Source organism: Arcobacter sp. YIC-80, from assembly GCF_044841725.1.
Classification (GTDB): domain Bacteria; phylum Campylobacterota; class Campylobacteria; order Campylobacterales; family Arcobacteraceae; genus Arcobacter_B.
Genome location: NZ_JBJBSI010000009.1, coordinates 12,404 through 38,989, shown reverse-complemented (window position 1 = coordinate 38,989; position 26,586 = coordinate 12,404). Strand labels below are relative to the sequence as shown.

The following is a 26,586-nucleotide window of genomic DNA, read 5'->3' as shown; positions in this document are numbered from 1 at the left end:
AGTATGCAAACACAACAACCAAATAGATTAAAACCTTTTTTTGAAAATATAAACTTCGAGAGAGAAGATAACACAATGATGGTGAACTTTGGGCCACAACACCCATCAGCTCACGGTCAATTAAGATTAGCTTTAGAGCTTCAAGGTGAGGAAGTTGTAAAATCAAGACCATTAATAGGATACCTTCACAGAGGTATGGAAAAAATGGCTGAAAATATGATTTATAACGAATTCTTACCAACTACAGATAGAATGGATTATATCGCTGCAACTTCAAATAACTATGGTTATGCTTTAGCTATTGAAAAGTTACTTGGTATTGAAGCACCAAGAAGAGCAGAGATTATTAGAACTATGCTTTTAGAATTAAATAGAATTACTTCTCATCTTTTCTGGTTAGCAACTCACGCACTTGATGTTGGTGCTATGTCTATGTTCTTATACTGTTTTAGAGAAAGAGAATACGCAATGGACTTAATTGAGGACTATTGTGGTGCAAGACTTACACATTCAGCAGTTAGAATTGGTGGAGTTCCTTTAGACTTACCTGCTAACTGGATTGATGATTGTGAGTCATTCTTAAAAATCTTACATGAAGAATTAGAAAAATATGAAGGTTTATTAACAGAAAATAGAATCTGGAAAATGAGACTTGAAAATGTAGGTGTTATTACACCACAAATGGCAAAAGACTGGGGATGTTCAGGTATTGCTTTAAGAGGTGCTGGTATTAAATGGGACTTAAGAAAAGAGATGCCTTATGGAATTTATGATGAGTTAGATTTTGATGTTCCTATTTCAGAAACTTGTGATTCTTATGGTAGATATAAACTATGTATCGCTGAGATTAGAGAGTCTGCAAAAATTTTAAGACAATTATTTCCTATGTATATGGAAAGTGAATCTCAACTTATGGCTCACGCTCCTGAGTATATCTCAGCTCCAAAAGAGCAAATCATGACTCAAAATTACTCTTTAATGCAACACTTTGTACTTGTTACACAAGGGATGAGACCACCAAAGGGTGAAGTTTATGTAGCGACTGAATCACCAAAAGGTGAGTTAGGATACTTTGTAGTAAGTGATGGAAGTCCTTATGCTTATAGACTTAAAATGAGAACACCAAGTTTCCAACATACAGCGATTTTAGAAGAAATTTTAGTTGGAACACAATTAGCTGACGTTGTTACTATTATTGGTAATTTAAATATTGTATTTGGTGAAATTGATAGATAGGGGAATAGAAGTATGAAAAGATTTGATTTAAGACCACTAAAAAATGACTTCTATGACAGAATGTTAGAGCTTATGGATACTCAAATTGCTGATGGTGAAACAGCTATTATAATGTTTGAAATTGGTGATTTTGAAAATATTCAAAAAAGTGCTGATGTTGTTTATGAGGCAGGTTATACTTTAATGAACTCTATTAAATTCAATGAAGTAGATTGGACTTTAGTTATAAAAAAAGTTAAACCTGAACCAAGAGAAGTTGAAGAAGCTTCACAGGATGCTGAATAATGAATAAACATGAGATTATTGCTAAAAGTGATTTTGTAATTACTTTAGGAACAATGCTTTCTAATAATAAGGAAGAATATAGAGATTCTATTATTGAATCAATTGCTAAAACAAATGCAAAGTTTGTTTATATGCACCCAATTGATAATATAGATATCAAACTTTACTATACTCAATTTATTAAATATGAAGTGGGAAGTGAAGAAGGAATTTGTGCTTTATTACTTGATTCATTTGTTAAGAATAGTGACGAAAAAATCCAAAGTTTTATAAATGATTTAGACTTAGGATATATTTCAGCTGAAAGTAGTGCTGGGGAAGAAGAGTTTGAAGAAGCTTATGAAGAATCAAAAGAGTGTTCTTTTAAAACTCTAATTATTGGAGATGATATCATTGAGCATGATAGAGTTGAAAATATCATTAAACTTTTAGCAGTAATAAAAAAATATTCTGATTTAAATGTTGTTGTATTAAATGATGAATTAGAAAATAAGATTAACTCTTGCGAAACTTTAGATTTAGAAGATATAGAAGAGTTGAAATCTTATAACGGGACTTTATTATATAGACTAATTGATGATGAGCAAAATGATATTTTATCTTGTAGTCAAACATTTGCAAATATTGCTAAGGTTCAAGATAATGATGAAATATATATTAACTTTGCAGGTGAAAAAATCAAAAGAGTATTAATAGTTGATGATAAGTTAAATGGTACTGTATCTGTAGCAAAAGTTTCTAACTGCGAGAGCGAACTTTTTAAAGGTTATAGATATAAGCAAGTAAAAATAGAAAAGGTTGATGCATAATGAGTGATATGATTACATTAACAATTGATGGAAAGTCTGTAGAGGCAAAAGAGGGTGAAACTATCTTAAACACAGCAAGAGCAAATGATATTTTTGTTCCAGCTGTTTGTTATTTAACTAGATGTTCACCAACTTTAGCATGTAGACTTTGTCTTGTTGAGGCAGATGGTAAGCAAGTTTATGGGTGTAATACTAAGATTAAAGAGGGGATGGAAATCTCAACTGTTACTCCTAATATTGCTAAAGAAAGACGAGCAATTATGGAAGTTTATGATGTAAATCATCCATTACAATGTGGTGTTTGTGATCAAAGTGGAGAGTGTGAATTACAAAACTATTCTTTATATATGAATGTAGACTCTCAAAGTTATAGTATTAAAGATATTCATAAACCTACACAACACTGGGGTGTAATGAACTATGACCCAGCACTTTGTATTGTTTGTGAAAGATGTGTGACTGTATGTAAAGATATGGTTGGTTCGAATGCACTTTCTACTGTAAAAAGAGGTGCTGATGCAATTGATAAGACATTTAAAGCTGAGATGCCAAAAGATGCTTATGCAATGTGGAACAAATTAAATAAATCTTTAATTGGTTATGATGCTGATGCCTGTACAAACTGTGGAGAGTGTATCTCTGCATGTCCAGTTGGAGCTTTAGTTTCTCATGATTTCCAATATACTTCAAATGCTTGGGAATTAAAGAAAATCCCAGCTGCAAACCCACACTCACCTGACTGTGCATTTATGTATTATGAAATTAAACAAGAATCTATTGATAATCATGCACAAAAGAAAATTTATAGAGTAACAAATGAACCTCATTTCTCAACTGTAAATGGTGCAGGAAGATTTGCTTATGATTTTGAAAACAAAGTTGAAGCAAAAGATGAAGTAGCATTTAATAAAGCTATTGAAGCTTTCAGTAAAGCTGATACAATTAAGTTTAACTCATATATCACAAATGAAGAAGCTTTAATCTTACAAAAACTTGCTAAACAAAGAGGTGCAAAACTTGTAAATGAAGATGCAAGAAGATACCAAGAGTTCTTAAAAAATTATGCTTTAACATCAGGAAGATCATTATATTCATCAACTTTAACACAAGTTCATGATTCAAACTTTGTAATTTCTGTTGGGTCTTACTTAAAATCTGATTTACCAAATGCAAGATATGCTTTTAATAACTCAGTTATTATGAATAAAGGTTCTGCTTTATATTTCCATCCTGTTGCAGATCCTGTGATGGAGAAAATTGGTAAAAAAGGTAAAACAACAGACTTTATTTATCATGATGCAATGGCTCAAGAAGCTATTTTATACTTTATTTTATATAAATTTGGAAAAGACTTACCATTATCAATCAAAGAGTTTATTGACTCAAAAACTGAAAAAAGAACTAAGACTATAGTTGAAACTATCAAAGAAAAAGTTGTTGAAATCGTAAAAGATGAAGAAACAGGTGAAGAAAAAGAAGTTTCAAAAATGGTTCCTAAAAAAGTAGAAAAAGAAGTTGAATATGAATATAACTTATTTGTTGAAGAGTTTGGAAAAGACGAAAGCTTCTTAGAATTAGTTGATTCAATGCTTGCTAAAAAAGATAAATTCTCATTAATTGTTGGGGAAGATTTAATCACTCATCCAAATGCAGCAAACTTAGCTAAATTATGTGGAATTATTGATAGATACACTGCTTTTGATATTGTAATTTTACCAACTCAAACAAATACTCTTGGAGTATCATTAATTTGTGATTTAGCAAATGAAGAAAGTGGCTTTACAGTTGGCTACAATGAAAAAGCTGACTTTGAATTATCAGCTTTAGGTGATGGGGATTTAGATATTCCTGCACTTAATCAACAAGAAGGGACTTTTACAAATGTAGATAAAAAAGTTATTCCTACAAATGCTGCTCTTGCACATAATGGTTATAACTTAAATGATATCGCAAATGTAGTGTTAAATGATGAGATTGAATATACTATTGAATATACAGAGCAATTACCTCTTTCAGGCGGATTTAAAGCAGTAGAATTTGATTCATTACCAAATGAATTTGGAAATGATAGAGTTGAGTATAGAGGATATGATTTATCTGTATTAGTTAGTGAACCAAGTGATGAAGTTGAAATAGGTTTAACAGCTAAGCTAGAACTTACAGAAGATGAAACTCTTATTTATAGAGCTAATCCAATTAATCAGTTCAATGAATTTACAGCAATTGCACACGAGTTTAAAGATGATTTAAAATCAGGTGTTTTCTTCTCTCAAAGTGCATTTGATAAGTTAGAATTAGCTACAGGAGATAAAGTAAAAGTTGAAGCAAATGGTGAAACTTTAGAATTAAATGCTTACGTTGATGTCCAAATTATGGAAGATGTAGCTTATGTTTCAACTTTTGAAAAAAACTCAACTTCAAAAGCTTTATTTAATACTTATAGATACAGCAAAGCAAAAGTAACAAAGGCATAATATGGAAACTGGAATTATTATAGAAACAATTGTAAAAGTTTTCACAGTAATCTTAGTATTCTCAGCATTAGCTGGATTTACTACGTATATTGAAAGAAAAGTTTTAGCATTTATGCAAAGAAGATTAGGACCTACAAATGTAGGGCCTTATGGTCTTTTACAAATTGCAGCAGATGGTATTAAACTATTTACAAAAGAGGATTTTATACCTGCAAATGCAAATAAACCTATCTTTATGATAGCCCCAATTATTACAGCAGCAACAGCATTTATTGCTATGTCAGCTGTTCCTTTTTTCCCAGAATTTGAAATCTTTGGATATACAGTAAGACCAATTATTTCAGATGTAAATGTAGGGGTTTTATTTGTAATGTCTGTTGGTGCTATTGGACTTTATGGACCACTTCTAGGTGGTATGAGTAGTGCTAATAAATGGGCCTTAATAGGTGGAGCTAGAACAGCAATTCAAATGCTTTCTTATGAAATCGTATCAGGACTTGCACTTTTAGCTCCTATTATGATGGTAGGTTCTTTATCTTTAATTGATATAAATAACTATCAAGCAGGTGGAGTTTCAAATTGGATTGTATGGTATCAACCAGTAGCCTTTATTTTATTTGTAATTGCAGGATTTGCAGAAACAAATAGAACACCTTTTGACCTTCTTGAGCATGAAGCTGAATTAGTTGCAGGTTATGCAACAGAGTATTCAGGTCTTAGATGGGGTATGTTCTTTATTGGTGAGTATGCTGCATTATTTACAATTTCATTTATTATTGCACTTGTTTTCTTAGGTGGATTTGAGCCATTATGGTTTATCCCTGGAGGATTAGCAATTGTATTAAAAGTAATGTTATTAATCTTCGTGTTCCTATGGACAAGAGCTTCATGGCCGCATATTAGACCTGATCAGTTAATGTGGTTATGTTGGAAAATATTAATGCCACTTGCAGTACTAAATATTTTAGTTACTGGTTTAGTGATGATGATATAAGGGGTAATTATGAGTTTTAAAGAGTTTAAAAATAGAAATATATCAGAAGATTACGTAACAGTTCAAGAAGATAATTATCCAAAAACGGAATGGGAATCTTTTAAACAAGTACTTACAAGATCTGTAAAAGGGGAACTTTTTACAGGTTTGAAGATTACTTGGAAGATGATGACAGGAGCACTTTTTAAAGGTGAAATGGCAACTGTTCAATATCCAGCTGAAAAGTTACCTATTGGTCCTAGATACAGAGCCGTACATAAATTATTAGTTTTATTAGAATCAGGTAGTGAAAGATGTATTGGTTGTGGTTTATGTGAAAAGATTTGTATTGCTAATTGTATTAGAATGGAAACTAAAATAGATGAAAATTCAAGAAAAGCAGTTAACGAATATACTATTAATATGGGGAGATGTATTTTCTGTGGTTATTGTGCGGAAGTTTGTCCTGAACTGGCTATCGTTCATGGAGGAAGATATGAAAACTCTTCAGAGCAAAGAGCACATTTCTCATTAAAAGAGGATATTTTAACACCATTTGATCAATTAAATCAACAAACAGAGTTTGCAGGTTTTGGTTCAGTATCTCCTGATGCTGATGAAAAAATCAAGAAAACTCCATTATCATACTAAGGAGCATGAATGTTTGAAATAGTAGCTTTTATAGTCTTTTCAGTACTAACAGTAGGAATGTTCCTAATAACAGTACTTACAAATAATGCCTTATATGCACTAAGTGCAATGGCAGCAGGAATGATTTTTATTTCTGCATTTTTCTTTTTACTAGGTGCAGACTTTTTAGGAGCAGTACAAATTGTAGTTTATACAGGTGCAGTTATGGCACTTTATGCCTTTGGTATGATGTTCTTTGACTCATTATCAGTAGTAAAAGAAAAAGTAAATAACCCAAGATTAGTATTTTTATTATCAGGAATGGTAGCTTTAATTGTTGTAGTTGTATTTATAGCACCAGTAATTGGAGAAAATGTTCAAGCAAATTATCCAATTCATCCAGAGTATGGAAATTCAGCTGATGTTGGTTTAGTTTTATTTACTAAATACTTAGTTCCATTTGAAGTTGCAGGTATTATGTTACTTGTAGCAATGATTGGTGGAATTGTACTTGCTAATAAAAAAATGAATGAATCTTATTCAGAAATGCATGAAGAAGAAATTGATGCACATATCGCAGCAGAAGCTAAAGCAGAGGCTCAAAAAGAATCTAAGGAGGCAAAATGACACTTAATGCCTATTTGATACTTTCAACACTTCTATTTTGTATAGGACTGATTGGAGTAATTAGAAGAAAAAATGTTTTAATGCTTTTTTTCTCAACAGAAATTATGTTAAATGCTGTAAATGTAGGACTTGCAGCAATATCTAAATTCCATGGGGATTTATCAGGTCAAATGTTTGCATTCTTTATTATTGCAGTTGCTGCTGCTGAAGTTGCTATTGGTCTTGGTTTATTAATTCTTTGGTACAAAAGAACTGGTTCTATTAACTTAGATGATATTCAAGGGATGAAGGGGTAATAATGGAAAAATTTATATATATAGCACTTTTTGCCCCACTAGTTGGTTCACTTGTAGCCGCATTATTTTCAATGCAGCCAAAAAATGCCTTTACAGGGTGGTTTACATCATTTATGTTAGCTGTTTCTATGATAGCTTCTATAAATCTTTTACAATATGTTTACACTACAGATGAGACATTAAATGTAATTTTATTTGATTGGATTGTTACAGGAAGTTTAAATATTCCTTTTGGGTTTGTAGTTGATCATGTATCAGTTGTAATGATGACAGTTGTAACTGTTGTATCTACTATGGTTCACGTTCACTCGATTGGATATATGGAGCATGATAAAGGGTTTAATAGATACTTCTCTTACCTATCAGCTTTTGTATTCTCAATGTTAGTGCTTGTTATGTCTGATAACTTTGCAGTTTTATTTATTGGATGGGAAGGTGTTGGTGTTTGTTCATGGCTATTAATTGGATTTTGGTATCACAAAGAATCAGCTTCATGGGCAGCAAATGAAGCCTTTATTATGAATAGAGTAGGAGATTTAGGTTTATTACTTGGGATGTTCTTAATTTATTGGAATTTAGGAAGCTTACAATATGATGTAGTATTTGCTAATGTTTCAACTTTAGAGACTTCAACACTTACATGGATTGGTATTTTATTATTTGTAGGTGCTATGGGTAAATCAGCTCAGTTCCCATTACATACATGGCTTGCCGATGCAATGGAAGGACCAACTCCTGTTTCAGCACTTATTCACGCAGCAACTATGGTAACAGCTGGTGTTTATTTAGTAGTAAGATCAAATGAATTATATGCTTTAATTCCAGAGGTTGGATATGGTATTGCTTGTTTAGGTGCATTTGTTGCGATTTTTGCGGCAACTATGGCTTTAGTAAACAATGATATGAAAAGAATTATTGCATATTCAACTTTATCTCAATTAGGATATATGTTCGTAGCAGCTGGTCTTGGTGCTTACTGGGTAGCACTATTCCACTTAGCAACTCATGCATTCTTTAAATCAGTATTATTCTTAGGTGCTGGTAACGTAATGCACGCAATGGATGATGAATTAGATATTAGAAAGATGGGTGGATTACATGAAAAAATGAAAGCAACTTCAATTATCATGTTTGTAGCTTCACTTGCTCTTGCTGGTATTTTCCCACTAGCAGGGTTCTTCTCAAAAGATAAGATTTTAGAAGCAGCATTTAATGCAGATGCTTATATTTTATGGGCTACATTATGGATAACTGCTGGTTTAACAGCATTTTATTCATTTAGACTTGTGTTTAAAATATTCTTTGGAAAACAAAACTATAGTGATGAACAATTCCATCCACATGAAGCAAAAGGTTTTGTAATAGCTGCAATGTTACCACTTGCAGTATTAGCAGTGATTGCTGGGTGGTTTGAGCATGGATTTATTGATTTTGTAACAAAAATTCTTCCAACATGGGAAGCTTCAAATACTCAAAGCTCAACAGTATGGATTTTAATTCTTGTAACATCTGCTATTGCTATTGGTGGTATTGCAGTTGCTTATGTGAAATATTATAAAGGTGATGGCTTTAATAAAGAATGGGAAAATAATGCTTTCTATAAATTATTAAGTAATCAATACTATATTCCACAATTTTATGACAAGTGTATTTCTAAACCATATTATGCAATGTCAGTATGGTTCTTTAAAGTGATTGAAATTAAAGTGATTGATAATACTATTGACGGTATTGCTCAATTTATTTATAAAACAGGTTCAAAAATCAGACCTATTCAATCAGGTAATTTATCAACATCATTAAGACTAATGGTTACAGGACTTATTATGGGTCTTGTATTTGCCTTAGTTTTAGCGGTAATATAAGGGGTTATGTAAATGGAAAATATTTTATCGATGCTGATATTCTTCCCAGCAGCAGCTGCAACAGTTGGATTTTTAATTCATAAAGATTCAATGAGACAATATGGTGTAGTTGTAACTGTTGTTGAGTTTGTTTTAGCTTTACTTTTATGGTATCACTTTGATCCAAGTATGGCAGGAATGCAGTTTGTTCAAAATTTACCAATAATCTCTTCTATGGGTATAGGTTATGTAGCTGGTGTTGATGGTGTATCATTATTCTTAATTATTATGATTACATTTATGACAATGATTGCTGTTATAGGTTTAACTGAAAAAAGAAATATTAAAAATCTAATCATTACAATGCTTTATTTAGAAATGACAATGGTTGGTGTTTTTGTTGCTCTTGATGTTATCATGTTCTATGTATTCTGGGAATTAACACTTATTCCAATGTTCTATATCATTGGATTTTGGGGAGCAGAGAGAAGATTCTATGCTGCTATGAAGTTTTTCTTATATACATTTATAGGTTCATTAATCATGCTTGTAGGTATGTTATATTTTGGATATATTTACCACGAAGCAACTGGAGTTTGGAGCTTCAACTTACTTGATTGGTATGGGGCTATTTTACCATTTGATGTACAATTATGGTTATTTATTGCATTCTTCTTTGGATTTGCAGTAAAAGTTCCTATGATTCCATTTCATACATGGCTTCCATTAGCTCATGGAGAAGCACCAACAATTGGATCTATTATCCTTGCCGCAGTTTTATTAAAAATGGAGACTTATGGATTTATTAGATTCTCTCTTCCATTATTCCCTGATGCAGCAGTTTACTTTATGTGGTTTATGGCAGCACTAGCTATTATAGCTATTATATATACAGCAATGCTTGCTTATGCCCAAGAAGATATGAAGCAGATGATTGCATACTCGTCTGTATCTCACATGGGTGTTATTACTTTAGGTGTATTTGCCTTAAATACTGAGGGTATTACAGGTGCTGTTTACCTAATGCTTGGACATGCAATTGTTTCAGGAGCACTGTTTATGTGTGTGGGTGTTTTATATGATAGAAGAAAAACTAAGATGATTAAAGAGTTTGGTGGATTAGCTCATAATATGCCAATGTTTGCACTTGTATATGCGGTAGTTTTAATGGGTTCTGTTGGGCTTCCTTTAACAGCTGGTTTTGTTGGTGAGTTTTTAGCTTTACTTGGATTCTTTAAAGCTTCTCCAATCTTAACATTTATTGCTTCTTTAACTATTGTATTAAGTGCGATTTATATGTTATCAATGTATAAAAGAACATTCTTTGGAGAATTACTTAATCCTAAAAATAAATCTTTAAAAGATATTTTTGGAAGAGAATTAGTAGCACTTGGAGCTTTAGTTGCTTTAATTATCGCTTTAGGTGTTTATCCAAAAGTAGTACTTGATCCACTTAACACATCAGTAAATCATTTAACACAAGTTATGCAAGTAAAAGCAGTAAATGAAGATACGAAAGAAAAGCTAAAAGCTTTAAATACAATAGGGGAGGTTAAATAGATGCTAGAGCCTATTTCAATTAGTTTAGAGAGTTTAAACCTAGGTACTTTAGCACCTATGGTTATAGCTATTATTGGTGCAATTAGTATTTTATTAACTGACTTATTTAATAAAAATAAACACAAGTCATTATATGTAATGCTTGTAATTTTATTCTTAGTATTTGATTTATTTACTTTATTGGCTTTTACAGGGGAAGAGAGAGGACTATTTGACATAATGCTTCTTGATGGTATTGCGATATTATCTCAATGTATTATTATTGGTGGTTCAATTCTATTTATTTTCTTAGGTCTTTCAAAGTTAAGGTTCCAAGATTTTAGACATGCTGAGTATTTTGCCTTATATTTATTTATGGTTGCTGGATTCCAGTTTATGGTAAGTTCTGATTCATTAATCTTAATTTTTGTTGGACTTGAAACAGCCTCATTAGCTTTATATACAATGATTGCTATGCATAATAGAATGGTATCTATAGAAGCAGCAATTAAGTACTTCACAATGGGTGCTTTAGCTGCTGCTTTCTTTGTTTTTGGTTCTATGATATTCTATGCAATAACAGGTTCGTTAGAATTAGCTCAAATTTCACAAGTATTAAGTGAACAAAACTATTTATCAGCTGATAACTTTTCTAACTATATTATGGTTTTAGTTGGATTTGTATTTATGTTTGCAGCACTTGGGTTTAAACTTTCATTATTCCCATTCCATACTTGGGTTCCAGATGTTTATTCAGGTTCAACATCTGCTTTAGCAGGATTTATGTCAGTTATTCCAAAAATGGCTGGATTTGTAGTTGCTCTTAGATTTTTTGATGTATTTGTTCATAGTGGAGATACAATTGTTCACTTTATGTTATATATCACTGTAATTTTAACAATGACTATTCCAAACTTAATAGCTTTACAGCAAACAGATATTAAAAGAATGTTAGCTTATTCTTCTGTTTCAAATGCAGGTATGGCTATGGCTGCTGTTTTAATTGGAACACACCAAGCAACAAATGCTTTATTTTTATACTGGGTATTATTTACAGTGACTAACTTTGGTGCTTTTGGTATGTTATGGCTTAATAGAGGTAAAGAGTATAAGGATTATAATTCTCCATATACATTTAAAAAGTTCTCAGGACTTGCACAAATTTCACCTTTTACAGCATCTATTTTGGGATTGTTTTTATTTGCACTTACAGGACTTCCACCATTTGCATTATTTTGGGGGAAAATGTACCTTGTTTCAAGTGCAGTAAATGCAGGTGAAATTGCATTAGCAGTTATTATTGTATTAAACTCAGCTATTGCAGCATATTATTACTTAAGACCAATTTCTTATATGTTCCTAAGAGACCCAGAAGAGGGTGCTAATACTAGATTTATGCAAAATGCTTCAACTCCAATGAAATCAGTTGTTGGTTTTGCAGTGTTTTTAGCTATTACTTCAATCTTCTATGTTCAACCACTTTTAGACGTAATATCTTACTACGTTTCAAGTGCAGGATTTTAGTATAAACTAGCCATTTAATTTTTAAATGGCTAGTAATATAGTAAAATCATTTTATGAAAGTTTTTTTTTATTTACTATTTTTTTCTACCTTACTTTTTTCAAATAGTTTAAATCTTGATTCTAAAGATTTAATTATTCTTAAAAAAATAAAATCACTTAGTACTGATAAAATGCTTGGATATTCTTTGATGGCAATAGCTATAAAAGAGTCTAATATAGGTAAATATGTAGTAAATGATAAAACAAATGATTATGGACTTTTTCAAGCAAATATAAAAACAGTTCTCTCAAGACAAAATGTAAAAGATACAAAAGCAAATAGAATGTTATATTCAAAAAAGTTAATAAATGATGTCTCTTTTGCTACTGCAAATGCAATTATAGAACTAGAATACTGGAAAAAAGTTCATAAAAATAATTGGGCAAAAACCTGGGCATCTTATAATACAGGATGGAGATATAAAGGAAAAACAGGTTTTAAATATGCAAATAGTATTTTTGAAATTATAAAAAAATTAAAACTAGAATATAAACTTTGAACTTGCTATAACCAAAAGATAAAGCAATACTTGCTAAAATCCAATTAATTAATCACAAGGAAAAATTTTGAAAAAGATTACCGTTGCACATTCACCAGATGCTGATGATATTTTTATGTATTATGCAATAAAGTTTGGTTGGGTTACACCAAAAGATGCAGTTTTTGAAAATATTGCAGATGATATTGAGACATTAAATCAAGCTACATTAAAAGGTCAATATGATATTTGTGCTATTTCTTTTGCTTTATATCCATTTGTGAAAAATGATTATGCTTTATTAAAAACTGCTGTTTCTTTTGGTGAGGGGTATGGACCTAAACTTATGAAAAGAAAGGGTACTAAACTTAAAAGAAATTTTAAAGTAGCACTTAGTGGAGAGTTTACAACTAATGCACTTTTATTTAAAATAGCATACCCAGATGCTAGAATCACATATATGAACTTCTTAGATATTGAAAAAGCTGTTATTGATGGAGAAGTTGATGCTGGTGTTTTAATCCATGAATCGATTTTAACTTATGATGAAGCCTTAGAAGTAGAAAAAGAGATGTGGGATGTTTGGGTTGAATTAAGTGGAGGAGATTTACCTTTACCACTTGGTGGAATGTGTTTAAGAAGATCACTTCCTTTACATAATGCAATTGACTATGAAAAAACTTTAATCAAAGCAGTTGATGTGGCAAATAAAAATAGAAAAGTATTAGCTCCAATGTTACTTGAAAAAGGTCTTATTAGAGTTGATGCTGATACACTAGATAATTATTTAGATTTATATGCAAATGATAATTCTGTGCAACTAAGTGAAGTACAATATAAAGCTTTAGATAAGTTATATGAACTAGGATATAAACACGGTTTTTATGAAAATTTTATAAAAGCAAAGGATTATCTAATTCCTGATGATTATGAAGAGTTAAGAGCAAGATAGTAAAGGTAAAAGTGGAAAATTATTTTAAACAAATAGATTTTAGTAAATACTCTTCTTTACATATAGGACCTACTTGTGAGGTTTTAGTAATCAATGAAATAGGCGAATATAAAGATTATCAAATCTTAGGGCGAGCTAATAATGTATTAATTTCAAATAATCCACCAAAATTTGCAGTTTTAGGTGAAGCTTTTGATTATATTGAGCAAAAAGATAATCTTTTATATGTAGGTTGTGCTACAAAATCTGGAAAGCTTTTATCTTATGCAAAGAGAAATAATTTAGCAAATTTAGAATTTTTAGGAAAACTTCCTGGTAACCTTGGAGGTCTTGTTAAAATGAATGCTGGATTAAAACAGTGGGAAATTTTCAATTATATTCATTCAATCAAGACAAATAAAGGTTATATTAAAAAAGAGAATATAGAATACTCTTATAGAAATACAAAAATAGATACAATAGTTTATGAAGTAGTATTTAATATAGAACATGGCTATTCTAAGCAAATGGCCGAGAAATTTAAAAAAATGAGAGATAATCAACCCCAATTACCAAGTGCAGGTTCTTGCTTCAAGAATCCAAAAGATGATTTTGCAGGAAGGTTAATAGAAGCAGTTGGGCTAAAAGGTTTTAAAAAAGGCGCAATGGGATTTTCCCAAGAACACGCTAACTTTTTAGTAAATTATGGTGGTGGAACATACGAAGAGGCTAGTTATATGATTGAGTTAGCCCAAAAAAAAATAAAAGAGCAGTTTAATATAGATATTCAAAAAGAGATAATTGTTTATTAGTAATATTAATTAATTTATGTTAGAATGCTCCGATTTTAAAAGTGAAATGAGGTTTTTTTAGTGAAGAATTTAGTAATAGTGGAGTCTCCAGCCAAAGCAAAGACAATATCAAAATTTTTAGGAAAAGATTTTAAAGTTATGGCTTCAATGGGTCATGTAAGAGATTTACCTAAATCAAAATTAGGATTTGATCCAGAAGATAATTTTAAGCCAAAGTATTTAGTATCAACTGATAAGAAAAAAGTAATAAGTGATTTAAAAAAAGAAATCACAAAAGATACAACTATCTACCTAGCAGCCGATGAGGATAGAGAGGGAGAAGCTATTGCATGGCATTTAATCCCCGCACTTAAAATTGAAAAAAACCCTATAAAAAGAATTGTTTTTCACGAAATTACAAAAGATGCAATCATTAAAGCTTTAGAAAACCCAAGGGATGTTGACCAAAATCTAGTTGATGCACAACAAGCAAGAAGAATACTTGATAGAGCTGTTGGTTATGAATTATCGCCATTACTGTGGAAAAAAGTAAGATATGGTTTAAGTGCAGGTAGAGTTCAATCTGTTGCAGTTAAAATAATTGTAGATAGAGAAAATGAAATTAGAGAATTTAAACCAGAAGAGTACTGGAAAATCAAATCTAATTTTATAAATCCAGAATTAAAAGCAGAATTAGCTAAACATAATGGTTCTAATATTAAAGTAAGAAATGAGCAAGAAGCAAAAGTTGTTGAAGCATCAGTTAAACAAGCTTCTTTTACATTAGTTGATATTGAAGAAAAAGATTCAAAAAGAAATCCGGCCGCTCCTTTTACAACATCTACTTTACAACAAGAAGCAAGTAGAAAACTTGGATATTCTGTAAAACAAACTATGATTATTGCTCAACAACTTTATGAAGGAAATGTTGGGAATATACCTGGACATACAGGTGGTTTAATCACTTATATGAGAACAGACTCATTAAACCTTTCTAAAGTAGCAACTAGTGCAGCTAAAGAAGTAATTGAAGCAGAATATGGGAAAGAGTTTTCATTAAGTAAACCAAGAGTATATAAATCAAAGGCAAAGGGAGCACAAGAAGCTCACGAAGCTATCAGACCTGTAAATTTAGCACTTAAACCAAGTGATATAAAAGCTTATGTTGAAGCTTCACAATATAAACTATATAGTCTTATTTGGAAAAGAACGCTTGCTACACAAATGGCACCTGCTCAAATTGCAAATACTACTTATAAAATTCAAGCTGGAAAAGATGGAGAATATGAGTTTCAAACAAAGGGACAAAGAATAGTTTTCCCTGGATTTATGAAAGCTTATACAGAAGGTAGTGATAATCCAGAAGCAGCACTTGATAGTAGTGAAAAAATTCTTCCAACGATTAAAAAAGGAACAGTTTTAGAACTTGATAAATTAGATTTAGAACAGTTATTCACAAAGCCACCTGCAAGATATACAGAAGCTTCACTAGTTAAAAAGTTAGAGAGTGAAGGAATAGGAAGACCATCAACTTATGCTCCAACAATTTCAACAATACAACAAAGAGAGTATGTTGTAAAAACAGAAGATAAAAAACTTGCACCTACTCCTACAGGAGAAATTGTAAACTCATTTTTAAATGATCACTTCTCAGATATTGTTGACTTAGGGTTTACAGCTAAAATAGAAGAAGAGTTTGATGAAATTGCAGAGGGTAAAATAGCTTGGGAACAAGTAATGACTGACTTTTATGGAAATTTCAAAAAAACAATTGTTGAAAAAGAAGAGAGTGTTAATAAAGAAGATTATCTTCAAGTAAGAGAAATAGGAACAGATCCAAAATCAGGTAAACCAATTAGTGCTAGAGTTGGAAGATATGGGCCTTTTGTTCAAATTGGTACTAAAGATGATGAAGAAAAACCAAAGTTTGTTGCAATTCCTGATCATTTAAATATGGATACAATTACACTTGAAGAAGCGCTATTTTTATTTACTTTACCAAGAGTTGTTGGACAAACAGAAGATGGGGAAGATATAAAAGCAAATATTGGAAGATTTGGTCCATATTTACAAGTAAAAAGTAAATATTATTCACTAAAAACTGATGATCCTTATACTATTGAAGAAGCAAGAGCTAAAGAGGTTATAAAAGAACTTGATGAAGCAAAAGCAAAAGCTACTATAAAAGAGTTTGCAGAAGATAAAATCCAAATTTTAAATGGAAGATATGGGGCATATATTAAACAAGGTAGAAAAAACTTTAAAATCCCAAAAGGAAAAGTAGCTGAGGATTTAACATTAGAAGAGTGTCAAGAAATAATTGCTAAAGATCCAAAATCAAAAACTACAGCTAAAAAAGCACCAGCTAAAAAAAGTACAACAGCAAAGAAAACCACAGCAAAAAAGACTACTACTAAAAAAACTACAACTAAGAAAAGCTCTTCAAAAAGCTAATGAAAATAGGAATTTTATCAGATAGCCACCATCAAGTTGGCTATACAAAGGAGGTCATAGACCTTCTTAAAGAAAAAGGAAGTGAGTATTTAATCCATGCAGGAGATTTATGTATGGAAGAAAATCTTAAACTTTTAGAAGAGTCAGGACTTATTTATGTAAGTGTTTTTGGAAATAACGATATGGGGCTTATTCCTTTCTCAAATAAATATAAAATCAAGCAAGAACCATACTATTTTAAAATAAAAGATATAAAATTTAAACTTATGCATTTACCTTATCATTTAACTCCTGATGCTGATGTAGTGATTTTTGGACATACTCATATATTTGAACATGACTATAAAAATAAGACACTTTTCGTAAACCCAGGTGAGGTTTGTGCAAGGGAAAAACCACTTATTGAGTGTGTCTTTTTAGAAATTAATGAAAATGAGTATATAATCTCATACTATTTTAAAAATATAAACGAACAATTATTTAAGAAAGAAGAGTATAAATATGAGCGAAAAATTTAAAGTAACTGATGAGATTTTTTTATGTGCAATTTGTAATGTAGAAAGCGGTACTTGTAATGAGGACTGTAAATTTTGTACACAAAGTGTAAGATATAAAGCAGATATTCAACGATATAAAATGAAAACTCAAGAACAAATCATTGAAGAAGCAAAAAGAGCAAGAGAAAATGGAGCTGTAGGGTTTTGTTTAGTAACTGCTGGTTTAGGGCTTACTGATAAAAAGACTGAATATATTGCTAAAGTTGCAAAAGCTATAAAAGCTGAGAATTTAGGACTTAGACTTATTGCCTGTAATGGAACAGCAACTGTTGAACAATTAAAAAAATTAAAAGCAGCTGGTGTTGATAACTATAATCACAATTTAGAAGCTTCAAAAGAGTATTACCCAGAAATTTGTACAACACACTCTTGGGAAGAGAGATACCAAACTTGTTTAAATGTAAAAGAAGCAGGTTTACAACTTGTATGTGGTGGAATTTTTGGTATGGGAGAAACACAAGAAGATAGAATTTCTATGTTAAAATCTATTGCTTCATTAGATCCAATGAATGTACCTTTAAACTTTTTCCATCCAAATGAAGCTTTACCTCTTGTAGAGAATTCAATCTCAAGAGAACAAGCTTTTGAATTAATTGAATTAGCAAGAGAAATGATTCCAAATGCACATAAAATAATGGTAGCTGGTGGAAGAGAGCTTATGTTTGGTGAGCAACAATATGAAATTTTCAATAGAGGAGCAAATGCTTTTGTTATTGGAGATTATTTAACAACTACTGGTAAAACACCTAAAGATGATGTTGCAGCATTAGAAGCCTTAGGTTTTAAAATTGCTAAACACGTAGTTAAAATGCCAAACGAAAAATAATTTAGAAATAAAGGTATAGATTAATGAGTGAAGAAATTTTAATAATTATAACAATATCATTGATTATTTTTTCTTCACCTTTAATAGGTAAACTTTTAAAATTACCTACTGTTACAGTAGAGATTATGCTTGGAGCAATTGCTTCTTATTTTGCATTTATTTCTGATCATGCTATCTTGGATTTAGCTTCTAAACTTGGGTTTTTATATCTAATGTTTTTAGCAGGATTAGAAGTAGATTTAAAAAGACTTGTGAATATTTCACCAACCATCTTGAAAAAATCCCTTATTTATAATGTCATACTTTTCTCTTTATCTACTTTGATATCTGTATATTTAGATTTAGGTAATATATTTATTGTTATTTTACCTTTAATCTCAATAGGATTATTAGCAGCTTTAAAAAAAGAGTATGGTGATGTAGAATGGATTAGATTATCTATTGTAGTGGGTCTTATAGGTGAGATTGTATCTATTTTTGCACTTACAACAGTTTCAGCAGCTTTAGAGTTTGGTATTAACTTTGAATTCTATAGAACAATGTTTTTATTTGTAGCTTTCTTAGTTTCTATGCTATTTATTTATAAACTTTTTCATAATCTTATCTGGTGGTTTCCTGAGATAAAAGCTTATTTAATGCCAGAACAGGATCATCAAGAACAAGATATAAGAGTTTCCATGACAATCTTCTTTTTAATGATTGCTGTAATGATGGCATTACATTTAAAAGTTGCTTTTGGGGCATTTATCGCAGGTACTTTTATTACAACTTTTTTTGAAAAGCATAATAAACAACTTTCACATAAATTAGAGCATTTTGGTTTTGGATGGTTAGTTCCAATTTTCTTTATTTCTGTTGGAGCTTCTTTTGAGTTAACAGCTGTATTACAAGATGGATTATTAGTAAAAGCATTATTAATCGTGGCTGCTATGGTAGGTATTAGATTTATAGCTTCAATGCTTTTTATAAAAGAAATGGGATGGAATAAATTTTTTATGATAGGACTTTCTCATTCTATGCCAATTACTCTTTTAATTGCCGTAACAACTTTAGCTTACAACAATCATTCAATTGATCAAGAGTATTATTATGCGTTTATTTTAGCAGCTATCTTAGAAGTATTAATAGTGATGGTATTAATAAGAGTTTTATCTCATTTCATCACTATTAAAGATCGTAATTAGATTGTTTTTGTAATCTACTTTATAAGATGATGGAGCTTTATTTAGTTCTATAACAACTCTAAAGAATCCATCTTTTTTATGATTTCCAACTGCAACTTTTTTAAAGTTTTTTGAGTTTAGGTCTTCTCTTTTTGTATAAAAATTAACATTTGCTTTGTAATCAATAATAAGTTTATTTTCTTTTTTAATGCTAAATTTTTTTGATACTTTGTAATCTGTATGAATATTTAGTTCTTCATCAGAATATTGCAGTTTTAAAAATGGAAGAATCTTAATTTCTTTAAAAGTTTCTTCAACTGCTTCTACATCAGCTCTTGGTTTTACAAATACTACTTGTTTTGGTTCAATTACTTTTGTTTGCTCAAGTTTTTTTTCTATAAGCTTTTTTGTTTTATATTCTGTTTGTTTTTGAGCTTTTTTAATAAGCTTTTCTACTTCATCTTTTGAATATTTAGTCTCTTTTTTAGGCATTTCTTTTTTTTCAGGAGCTGTAATATTTACTTGTTTCTCAACTATATTTTTATTTTCACCTTCAACTGCAAGTTTTTCTTGCATTCTTTGAGCATAATCTTCCTCACTAGGATTGTATAAGCTCTCTTCATTTAGTTCAATAATTCTAGCAGCTTCTTCTTCATAAGCAGCAGTTGTATCAAAAGGATTTTCCCTTGCTTCTAAGCTTACAGCTAAAATAAGCGCTGATGTAAATAAAGATATAGTTTTCATTGTTCTGGCTCCAAGTTTTTTAATTCAAAATACTCTTTTTGTAAATATGCGTTTTCTCTTTGCAATCTTTTTATTTCATTTTGAAGATAATCTCTTTTATGTTTTAAAGAGTTATAAACTTTTAAAGAGTTATCCCCAAAAAGAATATTTGCAACATGATAGCTTAAAAAGATTGTAATTATTGTTGAAATAAATACAATTACAATAAATTTTTTAATACCACGTTGCTTTTTTTTCATAAGCTAAATATCTAAATTATTTAGAAAATGGTTGATGACCTAGGTATTCTGCATAACCAATTTCTGCACCAATTTCTAGTAGTCTATTGTATTTAGCGATTCTATCAGATCTAGCTGTTGAACCTGTTTTAATTTGTCCACAATTTAATGCAACAGCAAAGTCAGCAATAAATGCATCTTCACTTTCACCTGATCTATGTGACATTACACAATTGTAGTTATTTCTTTGTGCTAATCTAATAGTTAGCATAGTTTCACTAACTGATCCAATTTGATTTGGTTTAATTAAAATTGCATTACCAATACCTTTTTGGATTCCCTCAGCTAAGATGTTTGCATTAGTAACAAATAAATCATCACCAACTAATTGTACTTTATCACCAATTTTTTCAGTTAATATTTTCCAACCGTCCCAATCATCTTCACTTAATCCATCTTCAATAGATACGATAGGATATTTTGAACAAAGGTCTGCATAGTAGTTTACAAGTTCTTCTGATGTAATTTTTCTATCTTCTGATTTTAATACATAAAGACCATCTTCATCAATTAATTCAGACGCTGCAACATCTAAAGCAATAGAAACTTGTTCTCCTGCTTTATATCCAGCTTTTTCAATAGCTTCCATAATTACAGCAATAGGTTCTTCATTTGATTTTAAGTTTGGAGCAAATCCACCTTCATCACCAACTGCTGTAGATTCACCCATACCATCGATTACTTTTTTTAAGTGTTGGTAAATTTCAGCAACTGCTCTTAATCCTTCATTGAAGTTTTCAAAACCTGTTGGCATAATCATATACTCTTGGAAGTCTACAGAGTTATTTGCATGCTCTCCACCGTTGATGATATTGAACATTGGAACAGGCATAGTCATTGCATTTGCACCACCTAAGTATCTGTATAATGGTACATTTAGTGAACTAGCTGCTGCTCTTGCAACTGCCATAGATACACCTAAAACTGCATTTGCACCTAAGTTTGAATAGTTTTGTGTTCCATCAATATCTTTCATAGTTGCATCAACTTCTGCTTGATTAAAAGGACTTAATCCTAATAATTCATCAGCAATAACAGTATTTACATTTTCAACTGCTTTTAATACACCTTTTCCTAAAAATCTATCATCACCATCTCTTAGTTCTAAAGCTTCTCTTTTTCCAGTACTTGCACCACTTGGTACAATAGCACTCTCTTTTGTTCCATCACTTAAGATTACTGTAGCTCTAACTGTTGGATTTCCTCTTGAATCTAATACTTCATCAGCATATACATTGTCAATAAATACCACTTAGGTCTCCTATATTCTTTATTCTTGTAATTTGCTACATTATAACTAAAATAAAATTTTTCTTTGCTTTGATAAATATATGGACATAAAAAAAGGGAAAAGAATAAAATCTTTTCCCTTTTTTTTAATTTATAGTATAAAATTACTCTTCTGTATCCTCTTCTGGTTCACCTTGAATAATTTCATCATTTACACCCATAGCTGTTAATATTTTACCTTCAATTTCATTAGCAATTTCTGGGTTGTCTTTTAAGAATACTTTAGAGTTTTCTTTTCCTTGTCCTATTTTAGAATCTCCATAAGAGAACCAAGCTCCTGCTTTATCAACAATATCAAGTTTTACACCATAGTCTATAAGTTCTCCTGTTTTAGAGATACCCTCTCCAAACATAATGTCAAATTCTGCTTGTTTAAATGGAGCTGCTACTTTATTTTTTACAACTTTAACTTTTACTCTATTTCCGATTGAGTTTTCTGCTTGTTTAAGTGTAGCAATTCTTCTAATATCAAGTCTTACAGATGAATAGAATTTAAGAGCATTACCACCTGTTGTTGTTTCAGGACTTCCATATCCTGTCATACCAATTTTCATTCTAATTTGGTTAATGAAAATTACAGTTGTATTCATTTTATTTAATAAACCAGTAATTTTTCTTAAAGCTTTAGACATAAGTCTTGCTTGAACACCAACTTGTTGGTCATCCATATCTCCATCAATTTCAACTTTTGGAGTAAGTGCAGCAACAGAATCCACAACTACTAAGTCAACAGCACCAGATCTAATAACTGTTTCTAAAATTTCTAAAGCTTGCTCACCAAAGTCAGGTTGAGATACAAGTAAGTTATCAATATCAACACCTAAGTTTTTTGCATATACAGTATCAAGTGCGTGTTCTGCATCAATAAAAGCACAAACTCCACCAGCTTTTTGACACTCTGCAATTGCATGAAGTGTTAAAGTTGTTTTACCAGATGATTCAGGTCCATAGATTTCAACAACTCTACCTTTTGGAATACCACCAACACCAAGTGCTAAGTCAAGACCAAGTGATCCTGTAGATATCGATTCAACTGGAACTACTTCTTTGTCTCCAAGTCTAATAAGAGTACCTTTACCAAATGCTTTATCAATTTGTTTAATTGCTAAGTCTAAAGATTTTTTTTGATTATCATCCATTGTTTTTTATCCTATGTAGATTTCATTTATTTAATTATGTTGGAATTTTAGCGAAAAAAATATAAAGTATATATTTTTATTGCATTTTGTAATGTTTTTCTTTTCTTTTTAGTATAAATTATTAAATATTAAAAAATAAATATTAATAGTTTATTTGATATGATATGAAATTAAAATATAAAAGGTTTAGGTATGTTTGATAATAAGGTCATTTTAATTACTGGGGGTACAGGAAGTTTTGGTAAGAAATATACTAAGTTATTACTTCAAAAATATAAACCAAAAAAAATAATTATTTATTCAAGAGATGAATTAAAACAGTATGAAATGGCACAAGAATATTCTCAAGCGTGTATGAGATATTTTATTGGAGATATTAGAGATGCTGACAGATTAAAAAAGGCTATGAAAGATGTAGATTTTGTTATTCATGCAGCAGCTTTAAAACATGTACCAATTGCTGAATATAATCCTATGGAATGTATTAAAACAAATATAAATGGAGCTCAAAATGTTATAGATGCAGCAATAGAATGTAAAGTTTCAAAAATAATTGCTTTATCTACAGACAAAGCTGCAAATCCTGTAAATCTTTATGGTGCAACAAAACTTGCTTCTGATAAACTTTTTGTTGCTGCAAATAATTTAGTTGGAGAACAAGATACAAAATTTTCTGTTGTAAGATATGGGAATGTTGTTTGTAGTAGAGGTTCAGTTATTCCTTTTTTTCAAAAACTTATCAATGAAGGGGCAAAAGAATTACCTATAACAGATGAAAAAATGACAAGATTTTTAATTACTTTAGAAGATGGAGTAAATTTCGTACTTAAAAATTTTGAGAGAATGCAAGGTGGAGAGATATTTGTACCTAAAATTCCTTCTATAAAAATTGTAGATTTAGCAAGGGCTTTAGCTCCTGAATTACCCCATAAAGTAATAGGAATAAGACCTGGCGAAAAATTACATGAAATTATGTGTCCTGCTGATGATTCTCATTTAACTTACGAGTTTGAAGATCATTATGTTATTACTCCAACAATAAAATTTAGTTCTCCTGTGGATTATAGTATTAACAATTGTAAAGAAAAAGGTTCTCATGTAAATCAAGGCTTTGAATATAATTCTGGTAATAATGATAGATGGTTTACAAAAGAAGATTTTTTACAGTTAATAAAAGAGATATAAATGAAAATTATTCCTTATGGTAAGCAAACAATTGAAGAAGATGATATTTCTTCTGTAGTTGAAATATTAAGGAGTGATTATCTAACTACAGGTCCTAAAGTAGAAGAGTTTGAAAAAGCTATAGCTAAATATTGTGGGGTTAAATATTGTATTAGTGTTTCAAATTGTACGGCTGCTTTACATATAAGTTCACTAATTCTTTTAAATGAGAATGATTTAGTTCTAACTACAGTAAATTCATTTTTAGCAACTTCTAATTCTATTGTTTATGCAAAGGCAAAACCTATTTTTGTTGATATTTGTAAAGATGGAAATATAGATTTAGATTTATGTGAAAAAGAGCTTTTAAAAAACAAAAAAATAAAAGCAATATATGCAGTTCATTTCTCAGGCAATCCAGTAAATCAAAATAAGTTAGCTTATTTAAAACAAAAATACAATATAAAAATTTTAGAAGATTGTGCTCATTCAATAGGGGCTAGTCAAGATTCGATAAAAGCAGGAAGTTGTAAGTTTAGTGATATCAGTGTTTTTTCTTTTCATCCTGTAAAACAACTAACTACAGGTGAGGGTGGAGCTATCTTAACAAATGATAAGAAAATATACAAGAAAGCTTTAAGTTTAAGAAATCATGGAATGATAGCTAAACCTAGTGTTGCTTCATGGCATTATGAAATGACAGACTTAGGTTTTAATTATCGTTTAACAGATATAGCTTGTGCTTTAGGTTTATCCCAATTAAACAAATTAGATTCATTTCTTCAAAAAAGAAGAAAAATAGCTAAAAGGTATGATAAATTTTTTGATGAAAATAAATTTATAAAACCATTATATAAATATACTCAAAATAGTGCTTATCATTTATATGTAGTTTTGATTGATTTTGAAAAATTTAATATTACAAAAAAAGAGTTTTTTTTAAAATTAAGAGAAAAATCTATTTATTTACAATATCACTATATTCCAATAAATCATCAACCATATTATAAGAAATTAGGTTATGGAAATGAACATACTCCTGTAATGGATGAATATTATGAAAAGGCAGTTTCTTTACCAATTTTCCCAAAATTAAGTAAAAAAGAACAAGAATATGTGCAAAAAACTCTAATAAAAGTTTTAATAGGAGCTTGAAAATGAAATATAAAACTGAACAAGAGAGGTTTTGGGCAGAAGAGTTTGGAGATGAGTATTGTAAAAGAAATACTTCAATTATCAAAAGTAATATAAACTTTTTTTCTAAGGTTTTTAATAGAGTTGAAAAAGTAAATTCAGTAATAGAATTTGGAGCGAATATTGGAATGAATTTACAAGCTTTAAATGCAATTTCTAATTTAGAATTATCAGCAGTTGAAATAAATAAGACAGCTGTAGAAGAATTAGAAAAGTTAGAATTTATTCAAGAAATATATAATGAATCTTTATTGAATATTGAACTTTCAAAAAAATTTGATATGACTCTTATTAAGGGTGTTTTAATTCATATTAATCCTGAGTATCTAAAAGTTGTTTATGAAAAACTTTATAATTATTCAAAAAAATATATTTTAATTGTAGAGTATTATAATCCAATGCCAGTTGAGATATCATACAGAGGACATGAAGGAAAACTTTTTAAAAGAGATTTTGCAGGTGAGATGTTAGATATGTATAAAGATTTGAGTCTTGTTGATTATGGATTTTTATATCATAGGGATAATAATTTCCCTCAAGATGATATGACTTGGTTTTTGTTGGAGAAGAAATGAATGTATATATAGTCATTCAAGCAAGAACTACAAGTACAAGACTTCCCAAAAAAATATTATTGCCTTTAGGAGATAAAACAGTTTTAGAAGTAATGTTAGAAAGATTATCTAGTTTTAAAGATAAAATCATAATTGCTACAACAAATGATGGAACACAAAATGAAATTGTAGATATATGTAAAAAACATAAAATAAGATATTATGAAGGCGATACAAATAATGTATTAAGTAGATATTATGAAGCTTGTTTAAAATATGATTTAAAAGATGAGGATATTGTAATAAGATGTACAAGTGACTGTCCTTTTATTGATTCTTTATTAATAAAAAAAGCAATAGCTTTATATAAAACTTCAAATGCAAATTATGTTAGTTTAGGAGTTCATAGTGGTTTTCCTAGAGGTTTAGATACAGAGATTTTTTCTTTTAAACTTTTAAAAGAAGCTTTTAATAATGCTACAACTGATTATGAGAAAGAGCACGTAACACCCTATATTCATACGACAATAAAAGATAAAATAAAAATAGAATACTTAAAAAGTTTAGAAAATAATTCGAATTTTAGAATAACATTAGATGAAACCGATGATTATAAAGCAATAAAACAGTTGTTTTCTAAATTAAATAATAGTGAAGATTTTACTTATGATGAATTAATTTTAGCATTAAAACAGAATCCTTCAATTGTTAAAATAAATAGTCATGTAGAACAAAAAAAGAGTTAA

Annotated in this window: 26 protein-coding genes; 22 read left to right on the top strand and 4 right to left on the bottom strand. The window is 30.0% G+C overall.

The features are described from left to right. The first annotated feature begins 3 nt into the window (after positions 1-3). The 18 genes from nuoD to ACH5BK_RS11725 all read left to right on the top strand — a co-directional run bounded on the left by nuoD (position 4) and on the right by ACH5BK_RS11725 (position 19,498). On the top strand, positions 4-1,236 hold the full coding sequence (gene nuoD, locus ACH5BK_RS11810) for an NADH dehydrogenase (quinone) subunit D (RefSeq protein ID WP_404307647.1): 1,233 nt from the start codon (positions 4-6) through the stop codon (positions 1,234-1,236). 12 nt (positions 1,237-1,248) lie between these two features. Then, positions 1,249-1,521, top strand: a complete 273-nt coding sequence (locus ACH5BK_RS11805) for an NADH-ubiquinone oxidoreductase subunit E family protein (RefSeq protein WP_404307645.1) — start codon at positions 1,249-1,251, stop codon at positions 1,519-1,521. Continuing rightward, positions 1,521-2,330: a hypothetical protein gene (locus tag ACH5BK_RS11800; protein ID WP_404307643.1), complete on the top strand. Its 810-nt coding sequence runs from the start codon at positions 1,521-1,523 to the stop codon at positions 2,328-2,330. The genes ACH5BK_RS11805 and ACH5BK_RS11800 overlap by 1 nt, the downstream gene beginning before the upstream one ends. After that, on the top strand, positions 2,330-4,804 hold the full coding sequence (locus ACH5BK_RS11795) for an NADH-quinone oxidoreductase subunit G (protein WP_404307641.1): 2,475 nt from the start codon (positions 2,330-2,332) through the stop codon (positions 4,802-4,804). Before ACH5BK_RS11800 ends, ACH5BK_RS11795 begins: the two co-directional genes overlap by 1 nt. Before the next feature lies 1 nt (position 4,805). After that, positions 4,806-5,798 carry an NADH-quinone oxidoreductase subunit NuoH gene (gene nuoH, locus ACH5BK_RS11790; protein WP_404307639.1) on the top strand — a complete coding sequence of 331 codons (993 nt, stop codon included), beginning with the start codon at positions 4,806-4,808 and terminating at the stop codon, positions 5,796-5,798. Positions 5,799-5,807: 9 nt separating this feature from the next. After that, on the top strand, positions 5,808-6,428 hold the full coding sequence (nuoI, locus tag ACH5BK_RS11785; protein WP_404307637.1) for an NADH-quinone oxidoreductase subunit NuoI: 621 nt from the start codon (positions 5,808-5,810) through the stop codon (positions 6,426-6,428). Between the two features lie 9 nt (positions 6,429-6,437). Further along, entirely contained in the window at positions 6,438-7,034 is a 597-nt protein-coding gene (locus tag ACH5BK_RS11780; protein WP_404307635.1) for an NADH-quinone oxidoreductase subunit J, read from the top strand. Then, on the top strand, positions 7,031-7,330 hold the full coding sequence (gene nuoK, locus ACH5BK_RS11775; protein WP_254576583.1) for an NADH-quinone oxidoreductase subunit NuoK: 300 nt from the start codon (positions 7,031-7,033) through the stop codon (positions 7,328-7,330). Before ACH5BK_RS11780 ends, nuoK begins: the two co-directional genes overlap by 4 nt. Positions 7,331-7,332: 2 nt before the next feature. Beyond that, positions 7,333-9,195 (top strand): NADH-quinone oxidoreductase subunit L, encoded by a 1,863-nt coding sequence (gene nuoL / locus ACH5BK_RS11770; RefSeq protein ID WP_404307633.1) that lies wholly within the window; start codon positions 7,333-7,335, stop codon positions 9,193-9,195. 12 nt (positions 9,196-9,207) lie between these two features. Continuing rightward, positions 9,208-10,734, top strand: coding sequence for an NADH-quinone oxidoreductase subunit M (locus tag ACH5BK_RS11765; RefSeq protein ID WP_404307631.1), 1,527 nt, complete (start codon positions 9,208-9,210; stop codon positions 10,732-10,734). After that, entirely contained in the window at positions 10,735-12,237 is a 1,503-nt protein-coding gene (gene nuoN / locus ACH5BK_RS11760) for an NADH-quinone oxidoreductase subunit NuoN (protein ID WP_404307629.1), read from the top strand. Between the two features lie 53 nt (positions 12,238-12,290). Continuing rightward, positions 12,291-12,776, top strand: coding sequence for a transglycosylase SLT domain-containing protein (locus ACH5BK_RS11755; protein WP_404307627.1), 486 nt, complete (start codon positions 12,291-12,293; stop codon positions 12,774-12,776). Between the two features lie 64 nt (positions 12,777-12,840). After that, positions 12,841-13,707: a menaquinone biosynthesis family protein gene (locus ACH5BK_RS11750; protein WP_404307755.1), complete on the top strand. Its 867-nt coding sequence runs from the start codon at positions 12,841-12,843 to the stop codon at positions 13,705-13,707. Positions 13,708-13,718: 11 nt separating this feature from the next. Beyond that, complete coding sequence (locus ACH5BK_RS11745; RefSeq protein ID WP_404307625.1) at positions 13,719-14,498, top strand: UDP-N-acetylmuramate dehydrogenase; 780 nt, start codon at positions 13,719-13,721, stop codon at positions 14,496-14,498. Between the two features lie 60 nt (positions 14,499-14,558). Beyond that, entirely contained in the window at positions 14,559-16,931 is a 2,373-nt protein-coding gene (gene topA / locus ACH5BK_RS11740; RefSeq protein ID WP_404307623.1) for a type I DNA topoisomerase, read from the top strand. Further along, entirely contained in the window at positions 16,931-17,449 is a 519-nt protein-coding gene (locus ACH5BK_RS11735; RefSeq protein WP_404307621.1) for a metallophosphoesterase family protein, read from the top strand. The genes topA and ACH5BK_RS11735 overlap by 1 nt, the downstream gene beginning before the upstream one ends. Then, positions 17,433-18,314, top strand: a complete 882-nt coding sequence (locus ACH5BK_RS11730; RefSeq protein WP_404307619.1) for a biotin synthase — start codon at positions 17,433-17,435, stop codon at positions 18,312-18,314. The genes ACH5BK_RS11735 and ACH5BK_RS11730 overlap by 17 nt, the downstream gene beginning before the upstream one ends. 23 nt (positions 18,315-18,337) lie before the next feature. Further along, a complete protein-coding gene (locus ACH5BK_RS11725; RefSeq protein WP_404307617.1) occupies positions 18,338-19,498 on the top strand; it encodes a cation:proton antiporter in 1,161 nt (386 codons plus the stop codon). On the opposite strand, the gene ACH5BK_RS11720 is transcribed toward ACH5BK_RS11725, so the two are convergent. The 4 genes from ACH5BK_RS11720 to recA form a co-directional block, all read right to left on the bottom strand. Continuing rightward, complete coding sequence (locus ACH5BK_RS11720; protein ID WP_404307615.1) at positions 19,463-20,221, bottom strand: AMIN domain-containing protein; 759 nt, start codon at positions 20,219-20,221, stop codon at positions 19,463-19,465. The two genes, ACH5BK_RS11725 and ACH5BK_RS11720, sit on opposite strands and share 36 nt — an antisense overlap. Further along, positions 20,218-20,460, bottom strand: a complete 243-nt coding sequence (locus ACH5BK_RS11715) for a septum formation initiator family protein (protein WP_404307613.1) — start codon at positions 20,458-20,460, stop codon at positions 20,218-20,220. Before ACH5BK_RS11715 ends, ACH5BK_RS11720 begins: the two co-directional genes overlap by 4 nt. A 16-nt stretch (positions 20,461-20,476) precedes the next feature. Further along, the gene (eno, locus tag ACH5BK_RS11710; RefSeq protein WP_404307611.1) at positions 20,477-21,751 is read right to left on the bottom strand and encodes a phosphopyruvate hydratase; all 1,275 of its coding nucleotides are present in this window, start codon (positions 21,749-21,751) and stop codon (positions 20,477-20,479) included. Between the two features lie 142 nt (positions 21,752-21,893). After that, on the bottom strand, positions 21,894-22,928 hold the full coding sequence (recA, locus tag ACH5BK_RS11705) for a recombinase RecA (protein ID WP_404307609.1): 1,035 nt from the start codon (positions 22,926-22,928) through the stop codon (positions 21,894-21,896). 192 nt (positions 22,929-23,120) lie between these two features. Between recA and pseB the strand changes: the two genes are divergently transcribed. The 4 genes from pseB to ACH5BK_RS11685 are packed head-to-tail and all read left to right on the top strand — an operon-like array spanning position 23,121 to position 26,586. After that, entirely contained in the window at positions 23,121-24,113 is a 993-nt protein-coding gene (gene pseB, locus ACH5BK_RS11700) for a UDP-N-acetylglucosamine 4,6-dehydratase (inverting) (protein ID WP_404307607.1), read from the top strand. Then, entirely contained in the window at positions 24,114-25,247 is a 1,134-nt protein-coding gene (gene pseC / locus ACH5BK_RS11695; RefSeq protein WP_404307605.1) for a UDP-4-amino-4,6-dideoxy-N-acetyl-beta-L-altrosamine transaminase, read from the top strand. It begins immediately after the preceding gene. 2 nt (positions 25,248-25,249) lie between these two features. Next, on the top strand, positions 25,250-25,861 hold the full coding sequence (locus ACH5BK_RS11690; protein WP_404307603.1) for a pseudaminic acid biosynthesis-associated methylase: 612 nt from the start codon (positions 25,250-25,252) through the stop codon (positions 25,859-25,861). Continuing rightward, positions 25,858-26,586: a cytidylyltransferase domain-containing protein gene (locus ACH5BK_RS11685; protein ID WP_404307601.1), complete on the top strand. Its 729-nt coding sequence runs from the start codon at positions 25,858-25,860 to the stop codon at positions 26,584-26,586. The genes ACH5BK_RS11690 and ACH5BK_RS11685 overlap by 4 nt, the downstream gene beginning before the upstream one ends.